14 protein-coding genes are annotated in these 13,529 nt (G+C 54.4%); 12 read left to right on the top strand and 2 right to left on the bottom strand.

The window, feature by feature from the left end:
- Positions 1-22 precede the first annotated feature (22 nt).
- The 3 genes from AACH41_RS10390 to AACH41_RS10380 are packed head-to-tail and all read left to right on the top strand — an operon-like array spanning position 23 to position 992.
- Positions 23-277, top strand: coding sequence for a YfhL family 4Fe-4S dicluster ferredoxin (locus AACH41_RS10390; RefSeq protein ID WP_275356035.1), 255 nt, complete (start codon positions 23-25; stop codon positions 275-277).
- A 60-nt stretch (positions 278-337) separates the two neighbouring features.
- The gene (gene gloA, locus AACH41_RS10385) at positions 338-745 is read left to right on the top strand and encodes a lactoylglutathione lyase (protein ID WP_194748334.1); all 408 of its coding nucleotides are present in this window, start codon (positions 338-340) and stop codon (positions 743-745) included.
- Positions 738-992: a hypothetical protein gene (locus tag AACH41_RS10380; RefSeq protein WP_338654936.1), complete on the top strand. Its 255-nt coding sequence runs from the start codon at positions 738-740 to the stop codon at positions 990-992. Before gloA ends, AACH41_RS10380 begins: the two co-directional genes overlap by 8 nt.
- Positions 993-999: 7 nt before the next feature.
- On the opposite strand, the gene AACH41_RS10375 is transcribed toward AACH41_RS10380, so the two are convergent.
- Positions 1,000-1,221: a hypothetical protein gene (locus tag AACH41_RS10375; protein WP_194748332.1), complete on the bottom strand. Its 222-nt coding sequence runs from the start codon at positions 1,219-1,221 to the stop codon at positions 1,000-1,002.
- 323 nt (positions 1,222-1,544) lie between these two features.
- Between AACH41_RS10375 and ppc the strand changes: the two genes are divergently transcribed.
- On the top strand, positions 1,545-4,325 hold the full coding sequence (gene ppc, locus AACH41_RS10370; protein ID WP_275356027.1) for a phosphoenolpyruvate carboxylase: 2,781 nt from the start codon (positions 1,545-1,547) through the stop codon (positions 4,323-4,325).
- Between the two features lie 119 nt (positions 4,326-4,444).
- Here the strand turns inward: ppc and AACH41_RS10365 are convergent, their stop codons facing one another.
- A complete protein-coding gene (locus AACH41_RS10365) occupies positions 4,445-4,648 on the bottom strand; it encodes a CsbD family protein (RefSeq protein ID WP_194748330.1) in 204 nt (67 codons plus the stop codon).
- A 226-nt stretch (positions 4,649-4,874) separates the two neighbouring features.
- Here AACH41_RS10365 and AACH41_RS10360 point away from each other — a divergent pair, with 226 nt between their 5' ends.
- The 8 genes from AACH41_RS10360 (at position 4,875) to AACH41_RS10325 (ending at position 13,528) form a co-directional block, all read left to right on the top strand.
- Positions 4,875-6,173 (top strand): lipoprotein-releasing ABC transporter permease subunit, encoded by a 1,299-nt coding sequence (locus AACH41_RS10360; RefSeq protein ID WP_338654932.1) that lies wholly within the window; start codon positions 4,875-4,877, stop codon positions 6,171-6,173.
- Positions 6,166-6,870 (top strand): lipoprotein-releasing ABC transporter ATP-binding protein LolD, encoded by a 705-nt coding sequence (lolD, locus tag AACH41_RS10355; RefSeq protein ID WP_338654930.1) that lies wholly within the window; start codon positions 6,166-6,168, stop codon positions 6,868-6,870. Before AACH41_RS10360 ends, lolD begins: the two co-directional genes overlap by 8 nt.
- Before the next feature lie 5 nt (positions 6,871-6,875).
- Positions 6,876-9,284, top strand: coding sequence for a DNA internalization-related competence protein ComEC/Rec2 (locus AACH41_RS10350; RefSeq protein ID WP_338654928.1), 2,409 nt, complete (start codon positions 6,876-6,878; stop codon positions 9,282-9,284).
- 129 nt (positions 9,285-9,413) lie between these two features.
- Positions 9,414-10,019, top strand: coding sequence for a MotA/TolQ/ExbB proton channel family protein (locus AACH41_RS10345; protein WP_194748326.1), 606 nt, complete (start codon positions 9,414-9,416; stop codon positions 10,017-10,019).
- Positions 10,020-10,052: 33 nt separating this feature from the next.
- On the top strand, positions 10,053-10,481 hold the full coding sequence (locus AACH41_RS10340; protein ID WP_338654926.1) for a biopolymer transporter ExbD: 429 nt from the start codon (positions 10,053-10,055) through the stop codon (positions 10,479-10,481).
- A gap of 95 nt (positions 10,482-10,576) precedes the next feature.
- Positions 10,577-12,331, top strand: coding sequence for a lipid A export permease/ATP-binding protein MsbA (gene msbA, locus AACH41_RS10335; protein ID WP_194748324.1), 1,755 nt, complete (start codon positions 10,577-10,579; stop codon positions 12,329-12,331).
- Entirely contained in the window at positions 12,331-13,356 is a 1,026-nt protein-coding gene (gene lpxK, locus AACH41_RS10330; protein WP_275356017.1) for a tetraacyldisaccharide 4'-kinase, read from the top strand. Before msbA ends, lpxK begins: the two co-directional genes overlap by 1 nt.
- Positions 13,346-13,528, top strand: a complete 183-nt coding sequence (locus tag AACH41_RS10325) for a Trm112 family protein (RefSeq protein ID WP_194748322.1) — start codon at positions 13,346-13,348, stop codon at positions 13,526-13,528. Before lpxK ends, AACH41_RS10325 begins: the two co-directional genes overlap by 11 nt.
- Position 13,529: the final 1 nt, after the last annotated feature.

Genomic DNA, 13,529 nt, shown 5'->3' with positions numbered 1-13,529 from the left:
CTGTAGCGATGTAAAGAAAATCATGGCTTTATTTATTACCGATGAATGTATTAACTGCGATGTATGCGAGCCCGTGTGCCCGAATGAAGCCATCTCGCAAGGCGCAGAAATTTATGAAATCAACCCCGACTTGTGTACCGAGTGCGTCGGCCATTACGATAAACCGCAATGTCAGCAGGTCTGCCCGATCAGCTGCATTCCGCTAGACCCTGAGCGGCGCGAAACCAAGGAGCAATTGCTGGAGAAATATCAGCGCATTGTTGCCACGCGGGGTTAAGCCGAGTGGACCGGTTACGTCCACAACAGATTAAAAAAATCAGAGATCAAGGAGATATCAATGCGGATTTTACATACCATGTTGCGCGTGGGCGATATGCAACGTTCCATCGACTTTTATACTGGCGTACTGGGCATGAAGTTAATCCGTACCCAGGATTATCCTGACGGCGAGTTTACACTGGCGTTTGTCGGCTATGGTAACGAGTACGACCACACTGTGCTGGAGCTCACCTACAACTACGGCAAAACCACTTATGACATGGGCACTGCCTATGGTCATATGGCAATTGAGGTGGACGATGCCTATCAAGCGTGTGAGCTGGTCAAGGCCAAGGGCGGTAAAGTGGTGCGCGAGGCGGGGCCCATGAAACACGGCACCATCGTCATTGCTTTTATCGAAGACCCGGACGGCTATAAAATCGAATTCATCCAGAAAGGGACGATTGAATATCCCAAGCATGTCTAACCGGACATTGTTATTGCAGGCAGTGAGGCTGGCGCAAGCCGGAGACTGGCATGGCGCACATCAGATTGCGCAGGCGTATAGTGACCCCACTGCCCACTGGATACATGCGGTATTGCATAAAATAGAAGGTGACCGTTGGAATAGTGAATACTGGTATGCCAGAACCGGCGGTCATCAGTATGCAGATTTTGACAGCGACAGTGCGGCAGAGCTCGACGCGATTGCCCGCTGGCTGACGCCAGAATAGCGCTTATTTACTTGTGCTCTTCGTCGCTGCCCTGGCGACCCGTTGTAAAAATACCCCACAGTGATTGCGTAAACAGCCCGATCACGGTCCCAAACAGAAATAGCAGCAAGCCGATGATCAGGCACATCAGCAGCAAAAAACCATCCTGCAGCCAAACGCTCTGCGCGGCCAACGATTGCCAGACGGACAGGATTTGTGCCATCCAATGATCGAGATTGATGCATTTCATCTGTCTATTATGCCTCAGGAAACGCCATGTGATGCATCCCTGCGGCGTCTTTGCTAGTGCAAATTTCCGCAAAACATCCATCAAACTGTGCGGCCTTGCCGTTTCAGGGCCTGATGGACAGTCTGCGTTCAACGCGACTGTTGCCCATGTGATTCGAGGCCCAAATCGGTGCACCGGTTTGCCTGTTGGCAGTGCATGGGAGTCACTTCGTATAAGGCGCTTGAGTTTCGTTTCTTCCAATACGCTGATTTTAAAGTAAAAAAATCTTTCTTTTAGATGGCCTGCTTGTTGCTAGGGATAACCTAAGCTAGAGGAGAGGCATCATGATAAAAAAACTTGCAGCCGACGCCATGCTAACGGCGGAAATGCGGCTGTCCAACAATATTCAGTTGTTAGGTGATTTACTTGATCAGGCCATTCTGGAGGTGGAGGGCGAAGCGGTTGCGCAGAAAATTGCCGCCATCCGGCAAGCCGCATTGCGTTTTCACCAGAATCATGACCAGCAGGCTTCGTTAGATCTTGAGCAGTTGCTCGCTGACCTGAGTCTGGAGCATACGGTGCGCGTGGTACGTGCACTGGCTTATTTCAAACATCTGGTGAATTTGGCCGAAGATCTTTACGGACAGGAACTCGGCCATTGCCAGCAAAATACACCTGCGCCTGGCATGCTGTCGCACACGCTGGCACAAATCAAGGCCTCTGGCATCGCGCCGCAAAAAATCCAGCAACTGTTGCAGGACGCGTTGATCTCACCGGTACTGACCGCGCATCCGACCGAGGTGCAGCGTAAAAGTGTGCTGGACATTGAGCAGCTGATTGCGGAGTTGCTGGGGCAGCGTGGGCACATGGTGTCTGAGCGCCAACTGGCGCGCAACAAGCTGTTATTGCAAGGCGCGGTGTCGGCCTTGTGGCAAACCCGCATGATGCGCTACTCCAAGCTCAGTGTGCTCAATGAGATTGAAAACGCACTGACCTATTACGAAAGTACCTTCTTACATGTGATCCCTGAAATCCTGCAGGATATCGAGCGCGACCTGGCAGATTGGCTGCCCGGCATGGACTTGCCAGGTATTTTGCGCATGGGTAGCTGGATTGGTGGCGACCGTGACGGCAATCCGTTCGTGAATGGCACCACCTTGCGCGATAGTGTGCGCCTGCAGGCCACCACCTTGTTCAAGTTCTATCTGCAAGAGCTGGCTGCGCTCAAGCGCGAGCTGGCTGTGTCCACGCGCGTGGTTGGTGTGGATGACGCAGTGTTGGCCTTGGCGAAAGCTTCGCGCGACCAGTCATCGCATCGCCTGGATGAACCCTACCGGCTCGCGCTCAATGGCGTGCATGACCGTTTGCTGGTGACCGCCAGCCATTTGCTACCCGATGCCAGCTGGAGTTTGCCGGAAGAGGTCGGCAACGAGCCTTACGAAGATCCTGAGGCCTTGCTGCACCCCTTGCAGACTATTGCCGACTCTTTGCGCCGTCACCATGGCGAGGCCTTGATTTATCCGCGGCTGGGCAAGTTGATTAAAGCCATAGTCACGTTTGGGTTTCATTTGGCCACCGTGGATATCCGCCAGTCCTCTGACGTGCATGAAGCGGTGATTAGCGAGCTGTTACATAAGGCGGGCTACGATTTTGACTACGCCAGTTTTAACGAGGAAGAGAAAATAGGCCTTTTGCTCGAAGAACTGAAGCAACCGCGCCTGCTGTTTTCGCCTTTCCAGCAATATTCCGAGCTGGTGCACAAGGAAATCGGCGTGCTGGAAGCGGTGCGTGAGGTGCGCCAGCGCTTTGGTGAGCATGCCGTACGCCAGTATATTATTTCGCACACTGAAACCTTGTCTGACCTGCTGGAAGTGGCCTTGCTACAACGTGAGGCTGGTTTGCTGCGCGGCGTGTGGGGCTCGGCCAATATCCAGGTCGATCTGAATATCGTGCCGCTGTTTGAAACCATCGCCGACTTGCGCGATGCGCCCATGATCATGGGCAAATGGTTGAGTCTGATCGGCATCCGCCATGTGATCCGTTTCCAGGGCAATGAGCAGGAAGTCATGCTGGGCTATTCGGACAGCAACAAGGATGGCGGTTTTTTGACCTCAAACTGGGAGCTGTATAAAGCGGAAATTTCGCTGGTGGAACTGTTTAACCAGGCCAACGTCAAGTTGCGCCTGTTCCATGGCCGTGGCGGCACGGTTGGCCGTGGCGGCGGTCCGACCTATCAGGCCATCATGGCGCAACCTATCGGCACCGTCGATGGCCAGATTCGCCTGACCGAACAGGGCGAAATCATCTCCACGCGTTATGCAGACCCGGTGGTCGGCCGCCAGCATCTGGAAACCCTGATTGCGGCGACGCTGGATGCTACCTTGTTCCCGGCCGACCAGCTGGAGCCCGCCAAACGGCGTGCGTTTGAAAGCGTGATGGAAGCCCTCTCAGCCACCGCGATGACCAGCTACCGTAGCCTGGTTTATGAAACTCCTGGCTTTGCCGATTACTTTTTCAATACCACGCCGATTGAGGAAATTGCCGGACTCAATCTGGGCAGCCGGCCCGCCGCGCGCAAATCAACGCGACGGATTGAGGATTTAAGGGCGATTCCGTGGGGATTCTCATGGGGACAGTGCCGCTTGCTGCTGCCAGGCTGGTATGGTCTGGGCAGCGCCATTCACCAGTTTTTAGCGCACGACCCAGCCTTGAAGCAGGCACGTCTGGAAATGTTGCTGGAGATGCAGGCACACTGGCCGCTGTTTAATACCCTGATTAACAACGTCGATATGGTGCTTGCGAAAACAGACCTGATCGTGGCCCGCCATTATGCCCATTTACTGGCTGACAAGGCCTTGCGCGAAGAAATTTTCAGCCGCATTGCGCACGAACACAAACTGACCACCGACGCGGTCAATCTGCTACTGGGCACCACGCAACGTCTGGCCACTCAGCCGGTCATCGCCAAATCCATTCGCGACCGCTTGCCCTATCTGGATCCGCTTAATCACTTGCAGGTAGAAATGATACAGCGCTACCGCAATGGCGAAACCGATGAAAAACTTAAATGGGCCATCCCGCTGACCATTAACGGCATTGCTACCAGTTTGCGCAATACAGGTTAAGGCCTGATAGGCAGAAACAACGCAGGACAAGCGGGGCTTGTCCTGCGTGCTGTCACTGCTTAGACAATGATGCTAAAACGCCAAGCGTTACATCATGCTAAGTGGGTATGGCACAGGCCTTAGTGGCGGTGTTTGTCTTCCCAGGCTTTGAGCTGTTTCTCAGCTTCATCCTTGGTGATGCCATAGCGTTCCTGGATTTTGCCTGCGACCTGGTCGCGTTTGCCTTCGATCACATCCAAGTCATCATTGGTCAGTTTTCCCCATTGTTCTTTGACTTTGCCTTTAAGCTGCTTCCAGTTGCCTTCGAAAATGTCTTTGTTCATCTCGAGTCTCCTATGATTACATTCTTGATTTAGATCGTTGTGTCAGTCGGTGTGCATGCCATCGACCTGAGTGCATCTTAAAGGCAAGCTTGCCTGGGTTCAGTCGGCCATGCCCGCATTTTTGGGTCGGATTTGGCTGACAAGCTATTCAGGCGCGTCTGGGTTCAGCAGCGCTTTGAATTTGGGCAGGTATCGCGATGCCATTAAAAGCTGTTAAGATGCGGCCATGAAGAATGACACCTTTTTCAGTGCGCTCGCGCGGCGCCTGCCTTATGAGTTTTGGATAGGCTGGCGCTATACACGCGCCAAACGCAACAATCACTTTATTTCGTTTATCTCTCTCACCAGCATGATAGGCATTGCCCTCGGTGTGATGGCCCTGATTGTCGTGTTGTCGGTCATGAACGGCTTTCAGGATGAGCTCAGAAAGCGTATTTTAGGCGTGGCTTCGCATATTGAAGTGCGTAGCTTTGAAGCCGGTTTGCCGGACTGGCAGCATTTGCAGCAGCAAATAGAGCAGATTCCGGCCAAGGCGGTTGCCAGCCCCATCACCGGCGTGGCGCCTTACATCATGGCGCAAGGCATGTTGACGCATGACGAAGCGGTGCAGGGCTTGCTGATTCGTGGCGTGTTACCTTCACAGGAAGGCAAAGTCTCTGACCTGGCGACCCAGATGAAAATTGGCAAGCTGACCGATTTGCAGCCAGGCCAATTCAATATTGTGTTGGGGGCAGACCTGGCGCTGGCGCTGGGCGTGCGCGTTGGCGACAAGGTGGTGTTGATGGCGCCGCAAGGGCAGGTGACTCCGGCGGGATTGGTGCCACGTATCAAGCAATTTACCGTGGCCGGGATTTTTCAGGTTGGCATGTATGAGTATGATGCGGGCCTGGCCTTGATTCATTTGGACGATGCGGCCAAGCTCTACCGGCTGGGCGATCAGGTTTCTGGCTTGCGCCTCAAGCTGGATGACTTGTTTATGGCCGACCGCGTCAGCCGCGAGCTGGTGCAGGCGCTGGGACCCAATTATTACGTCACTGACTGGACCCAGCAACATGCCAATTTCTTTAAGGCGATCCAGCTCGAAAAACGAGTGATGTTTATTATTTTGGCGCTGATCGTAGCGGTGGCGGCGTTTAATATTGTCTCTACGCTGGTGATGGCGGTAACTGACAAACGTGCGGATATTGCCATCCTGCGCACCATGGGCGCAACCCCGCAAAGCATACGCAAAATGTTTGTGGTGCAAGGCGCGATGATAGGCATTATCGGCACCTTGTCGGGGGCGGTGCTGGGCGTGTTGCTGGCCCTCAATATCGAGACCGTGGTGCCCTGGATTGAACATACTTTTAATGTGCAGTTTTTGTCCAAAGACGTCTACTACATCAGTGATTTGCCTTCCAAGCTGATGTGGTCAGATGTGTCGGCGATTGTGGGCCTGTCTATCCTGCTCAGTCTGGTCGCGACCTTGTATCCCAGTGCCCGTGCGGCGAGTATGAATCCGGCGGAGGCCTTGCGTTATGAGTAATTGGGTATTGCAGTGCCAGGGCTTGGCCAAGCGGTATGAAGCGCTGGATACCTCGGTGCTGACCGGGGTCGACTTGCAACTGGCGGCAGGTGATCATGTGGCGATTGTTGGCGCTTCGGGCAGTGGTAAAAGTACCTTGTTGCATTTGCTGGGCGGTCTGGACGCGCCTACGCATGGCGAGGTGCAGTGGTTGGGCAAGCCGTTAACCAGGCTCTCCGAAGTTGAAAAAAGTGCCATGCGTAACCAGTATCTGGGCTTTGTCTATCAGTTTCATCACTTGCTGCCAGAGTTCAGTGCGCTGGAAAATGTGGCCATGCCGCTACTGATTCGTCGCATGCCACGGGCGCAGGCGCTGGAACAGGCTGCACATTATTTGACGCAGGTCGGTCTGGCGCATCGTCTGCAACATACCCCTGGTGAGTTGTCAGGCGGTGAGCGTCAGCGCGCGGCCCTGGCCCGTGCATTAGTCACTCAGCCACGCTGCATATTGGCCGATGAACCAACCGGCAACCTGGACCGGCAAACGGCACAACAAGTGTTTGAGTTACTGTTGCAGATCCAGGCGCAACAGGGCACTGCGCTGGTGGTCGTGACTCATGATCTGTCGCTGGCGGCACGCATGCATCAGCAATATCGTTTGCAGGATGGGCGCTTGCAACCCCTGTTGCCGGACGCACAAGGACTGGCTGACGAGTAGCCGTCATGTTGCCGGGCGCCACACTGGGATTATTATTCGGTGTCTGGCTGTTTCAGCAACAAGCGCAATTATGGTCGCTCCCGGTTTGGCTGGGCTGGCTAGCAGCCTTGGGACTGGTCGCGCTACTGGCGAACAGTCGCCATATCGGGGGTGTCAGGCTAACCTCAGCGGTTCGCCTTTTTTGCCGTCGGCTTGGCTGTATTTTGCTGGTGGCTGCCATCGGCTTTGCCTGGGCGCAGGCGCGCGCGGCCTGGCGCTTGCAAACGGCGCTGCCTCAGGCGTGTGAACAACAGCCACTCAAGATTCAAGCTGTGATTGTGAGCGTGCCAGCGCGCGATGCACGAGGCCAGCATGTGGATGTTGCCGTTGAGCGCACCTTCAACGCACATTGTCCGTTGCCCCCCAGGCTGCGCTTGCATCTCTACGAGCAGTCATATCGTCATGCCCCGGCCACGTCGCGCAATGCTTTACCATTATTACAAGCAGGAGAGCGCTGGCAATTCACCGTCAAGCTCAAACGTCCCCATGCCACGCGCAATCCGCATGGTTTTGATTATGCTGCCTGGTGCCTGGCCAACCAGATTGGCGCAGCGGGTTCTATAGTCTCCAAAGCACCGATGTGCAAGCTGCAAGCCATGGTCTGGCAACCCGCTGCCATGGTTGCGCACTGGCGAGCGCTGGTGGGTGAGCGAATCCAGCAGGTGCTTGGACACAGCCCGGCCAGTGGCGTCCTGCGCGCTTTGGTTATCGGTGATGATAGCCAGATCTCGCGTGCGGACTGGCAATTGTTTGTCGATACCGGGATTAATCATTTAATCAGTATTTCTGGCCTGCATATTACGATGCTGGCTGGCCTTGGTTATTTATTGACGGGCTGGGTGTGGCGGCAGCAACCGCGCTGGGCGCTATATGTGCCCTCCACACTGGCGGCCCGGGTGGGTGGGGCGTTAGTGGCGGTGGTTTATTCCGCCCTGGCCGGATTTTCCATTCCGACACAGCGCACCTTATGGATGTTGCTGACCATGCTAGGCATGCTCAGTCTGCGCCGCCAACTCCCTTTTTCCTGGATACTCAGTGTGGCACTCTGGGTGGTCGTCGTGCTGGATCCCTGGGCGGTGCTGGCGCCGGGTTTCTGGTTGTCTTTTGGCGCAGTGGCCTTGCTCGCCTTTGGCATGGGCGGACGCTTGCGTCCACCGAGTGCCTGGCGGGCCGCGGTGCATACACAGAGCATGATTACGCTGGCCTTTGTGCCTATCCTGATCCTCTTGTTTAACCAGGTGTCTCTGGTGTCCCCGTTTGCCAATGCTCTGGCGATTCCACTGGTTAGCCTGGGCGTGGTGCCACTGGCGATTGCCGGCGCTATGTTGCCGGTGGATGCCTTGTTAATGCTGGCAGCACAGTTGTGGCAGGGACTGGCCTGGCTATTACATTGGTTCAGCCAGTTATCCTGGGCAGTCTGGTATCTGCCTACACCGTCACTGTCTGCCTGGCTGCTGGCAATGTTAGGCATGCTGGTGTTGCTGTTACCCAAAGGCTGGCCATTACGCTGGTTTGGGCTGCTACTCTGGTTGCCTTTATGCTTGCCTGCCCCGTCAGTGCTCAAGCCAGGGGACATGCGCGTCACTGTGCTGGATATCGGCCAGGGCTTGAGTGTGCTGGTGCAAACGGCTAGCCATGCCATGCTTTACGATGCGGGGCCGGTCTATCATGAAGACAGTGATGCCGGTCAACGGATTGTGCTGCCTTATTTGCGCCACTTGGGCCTGTACCGGCTGGATTTGGCGGTGGTCTCGCATGACGATAATGATCATGTCGGTGGCATGGCCTCAGTGTTGGCTGGCGTGCCAGCCACACGCTTGTTAAGCTCACTGGGCGCAGACGCGGCTTTTTTTGCGCAACTGCAGGCGATTCCGCAGGCGGCAAGCATGCCACATCTTACTTGCCAGGCCGGACAGCATTGGCAATGGGACCAGGTCAGTTTCAAGGTGCTTTATCCTTTGGCGCAACCAGAAACTCCCCTTAAAGATAACGATAAAAGCTGTGTGATTCAGGTGATCTCTGCCCATGGCAGTCTGTTATTGACAGGGGATATCGAACAATATGGTGAGCAACGGTTGCTGGAACAGTCTGGAAAAAATCTGGCTTCTACGGTGATGACCATGCCGCATCATGGCAGCAAAACCTCCTCCAGTCCTGCGTTTGTCCAGGCGGTAAAACCCAGCATCGCGATTGCCACGGTGGGCTATCTTAACCGGTTCGGTCACCCCAAGCAGGCGGTGTTATCACGCTACGAAGCGATAGACAGTCAACGCTATCGCTCAGATCAGCATGGCGCGGTGATGCTGGATTTTACGCAGGGCAATCACCCAACGGTCTTGACCTGGCGCCAGGTTGAGCCGCATTATTGGGATTGACTGCCTCTGCGACCACCCCACATTGTGCAAAAGCGGCTTTGTAACCGCTTAGATACCGCACAAAACTTGCCCTCAGGGCAGGTTAACGCTAAAGTAGCGGAAGTTTAAAAAACCATTGGAGTCATCACTGTGTGGGAAATTATTTTAGCGGCCGGTTGGCCAATCTGGCCTCTGGTTATCGCTTCTGTGATCTCGTTTGCCATTATTGTCGAGCGATTCTGGGCCTTGAGAGCTTCAGTTGTCACCCCGGACCAGTTATTGCCTGAAGTGCAAAACTGGTTAAAGCAGGGCGGCGTGACACGTGAAACCTTAAGCCGTCTCGAAGCACACTCTTTACTTGGTCGCGTCTTTGCCAGTGCGTTGGCGAATATGGGGCACTCACGTGAGGTTACCAAAGAAGCGATTGAAGAAACCGGCCGTGCGGTTGCACACAAGCTGGAACAATACCTGCCCACCCTGGGGACCATTGCCACTGTAGCGCCTTTGCTGGGGCTGCTGGGGACGGTGATCGGGATGGTCGAGCTGTTTGGCTCATTCACAAACAGTGGTCACGATGTGGCACAGTTTGCGCGAGGCATTTCGGTGGCCTTGTACAACACGGCGGCCGGGATTGTGGTGGCGGTGCCTTCGATGATTGCCTATCGTTATTTCAAGAGCAAAGTGGACGGTTTTCTGGTGGATATGGAGCAGCAAGCCGTTAAACTGGTAGAAATTATCCACGGCGACCGCGGATAAGCATTTTGCGACAGGATAAAAAAAGGCAGTCTCATGAACTTTAAACGTGGTAGCCGCGACGAAGAGCTCGAAATCAACTTTATTCCGTTGATTGACGTGTTGCTGGTGATTATTATTTTCCTGATCGTGAGTGCAACCTTTTCACGTACCAGTGAGTTGCAGATTAACTTGCCGACTGCGGATGCCAATGCCCCTCAAGAAAAACCATTGACCATTACCGTGGAGGTCGATGCCAGCGGCCGTTGCCTGGTGAATGGCAAAGAAGCGAATGGCGCCGTGGTGTCTGATTTGTCAGCCGCCTTGGTCGAAGCAGGCAAGGCCGGTCCGGCAGACAAAGAGCCGACCATTATCATTAATGCCGATGGCAAGGCCTCGCACCAGTCTGTGGTGAATATTATGGAAGCCTCCCGGATGGCGAATTACACACATATCACCTTTGCTACACAGGTAAACAGCCACTAATGTGTGGTGGCTGTTTGTGAGCTGTCCCGTTTAGTGCCAGGCAAGCCCGTTGTGACCGACGGGCTTGCTTGTTTTTAAGTAATCAGAGAACCCGCATGGCCCGCAAACAAAAAGTCGATTTACCTAAAATCGTCAATCCCAAACTGTTATATAAGCGCCTGTTTTTATATGCCTGGCGTTACAAGTTTTATTTTCTGGTCTCCATGGTGGCAACCACCGTGTTGTCGCTCAGTAACACCGCTTTTCTGGCCCTGATTAAAAAAGTCACCGATGAAGGCTTTGTCCAGCATTCGGTGCAGGAAGCATTTACTTTGCCGCTGATGCTGGTTGGCTTGATGGTCGTTCGTGCCGTGGCTTCATTCTTCTCGATTTACTGCTTGCGCGCTGTGACCAGGCTGGTGGTCGAAGTGATGCGTAAACAGGTGTTTGCCAAGCTGATGTTGTTGCCGGTGAGTTTTTTTGACATGCATTCCAATGGCTCGCTGGTGTCCAAGATGACCTATGACGCCGAGCGGCTATCGATTGTCGTCACGCGTTCGGCCCATAACGTAGTACGGGATATCCTGACTGTGATAGGCCTGATTGCTTACATGCTGTATTTGGACTGGAAACTGACCCTGGTATTTGCGCTGGTGACGCCGCTGATGGGGCTGTATTTATCCAAGACTACGCCCAAGTTGCGCGCAAATGCCAAACGGGTACAGCAAGCCGTTGGCGAGATTACCAAAACGGCGGAAGAGGCGATTGCCGCGCAGCGTATTGTCAAAATTTTTGGCGCCCAAAATTTTGAGAACACGCGCTTTGGCGATGTGGTCGGTAAAAACCGCCAGCTCGAATTGCGCAGTGCGCGTATCTCGGGGCTGAACAGCTTTGTGATTGAGGTGTTGTCGGCGCTGGCTTTAGGGCTGGTGGTCTATTATGCCCTGGGACAATTTACGGTAGGCGAGTTTGCCGCGTTTATCGGCGCATTGATGATGCTGATTGCACCGATCAAACACATCACTTCGGCTAACGAAGACTTGCAAGTGGGCCTGGCGGCGGCGCAGAGTATTTTTGAGGTGCTGGATTTGGCATCCGAAGAGGATCATGGCCATCATCGGATTGGCCGCGCACAGGGCGATCTGGTATTTAAAGACGTGACCTTGCGGTATCCGCAGGCCAAACACAACGCACTGGACCACATTAACGCCACGATACGCGCTGGCGAGAAAGTGGCGCTGGTTGGTCGTTCTGGCAGTGGCAAAACCACACTGGTCAATTTGCTGCCACGCTTCTATGGGTTGCAAGAAGGCAGTATTTTGCTGGATGGCGTGGATGTCCGTGAGTATGGGCTGGAGAACTTGCGCGAACAGTTTTCACTGGTCAGTCAGGATATCGTCTTGTTTAACGACACCATTTACAACAATATTGCCTATGGTGCCTTGCGCGAGGCGACTGAGGAAGAGGTCATTGCCGCTGCCAAAGCGGCTAATGCCTGGGAGTTTATCGAGCACATGCCGCAAGGCCTGCAAAGCGAAATCGGTGACCGGGGTGTCCGTTTGTCCGGCGGGCAGCGCCAGCGTCTGGCGATTGCACGTGCCATTTTAAAAGATGCGCCGGTGTTACTGCTGGATGAGGCGACGTCTGCCTTGGACAGTGAGTCCGAGCTACATGTACAGATGGCGCTGGATCGCTTAATGCAAAACCGCACGACGATCGTGATTGCGCACCGCTTGAGTACCGTAGAGAACGCAGACCGGATTTTGGTCATGGATCAGGGCAGAATCATCGAAACTGGATCGCATACCAGCCTGCTGGCACAAAGCGGGTATTACAGCCGGTTGTATCACAAGCAGTTTCAAGACGACTGATGTTGCGGCATTGGTTTGAAAAACAGTGGCAGGGGATGGGCTGGGCGCAAGCCTTACTGCTGCCGTTGTCTATGCTGTTTGCGGTATTGTCTGGCTTGCGGCGCCAGTGTTACCAGGTGGGGTTGTTGAGAAGCCAGGCCTTGCCTGTGCCGGTGGTGGTAGTCGGCAATCTCTCTGTAGGTGGGGTCGGTAAAACGCCTGTAGTGATTTATCTGGCGCAGCAGTTACTTGCCGCAGGCTACCGTCCCGGGATTTTGAGCCGCGGCTATGGCGGACAACACACCGGCGAGGTGACGCCTGATAGCTTGCCGCAGTCACTGGGCGATGAGCCGGTGTTGATTGCCGGGCGTACTGGCTGTCCGATCTGGGTCGATGCCAACCGTGTGGCAGGCGGTCTAGCCTTGCTGCAGGCGCATCCTGAAGTCAATGTGATTCTGTGTGATGATGGCTTGCAGCATTATGCGCTTCAGCGGGATATCGAAATTGCCGTTGTACAGCGGCCACTCGGTATCGGCAATGGTCACTTACTCCCTGCCGGGCCGTTGCGTGAGCGATTGCGCCGTTTGCAAACCGTGGATATCATCGTAGAAAGTGGTCAGGTCCCTGCCGGCCCCTGGCCTGTGGCGCATTATGTCGTTGGCCTGGAAGTGGGCCGCTGGACCTCAGTCACAGACCTGAATACGCATCTGTCGAATGCCGAGTTGCAGCAGCGGGCATTGGTTGCAATTGCCGGCATCGGTCACCCACAACGGTTTTTTAATACCGTCTCCAATCTGGGTATTAGCTGTGAAACCGTCGCCTTCCCCGACCACCATGCTTACCGCAAGGAAGACTTCCAGCCTTTTAAACAAAAAACCATACTGATGACAGAAAAAGATGCCGTAAAATGTCAGCATCTGGGATTAACCAACGCCTGGTATTTGCCAGTCAGTGCGCAAATCACGCCGCTTGGTGATCATCCTTCCCTGACGGAAAACGTCATCAGACGTTTGCAACAATGCAAAGGAAATAGGCATGAATCCTAAACTCTTGGAAATTCTGGTGTGTCCGGTGACCAAAGGACCGCTGGTGTATGACAAACAAAAGCAGGAGCTGGTGTCCAAAGGGGCCCGCCTGGCTTATCCGGTACGCGATGGCATCCCGGTCATGCTCGAAGACGAAGCGCGTCGCCTGGAAGAGCATGAATACGCTGAATAAC

It is taken from the genome of Methylophilus sp. DW102 (assembly GCF_037076555.1).
GTDB classification, from domain to species: Bacteria; Pseudomonadota; Gammaproteobacteria; order Burkholderiales; family Methylophilaceae; genus Methylophilus; species Methylophilus glucosoxydans.
The sequence above is the reverse complement of the archived record's forward strand: the minus strand, read 5'-3'. Positions and strand labels throughout refer to the sequence as shown.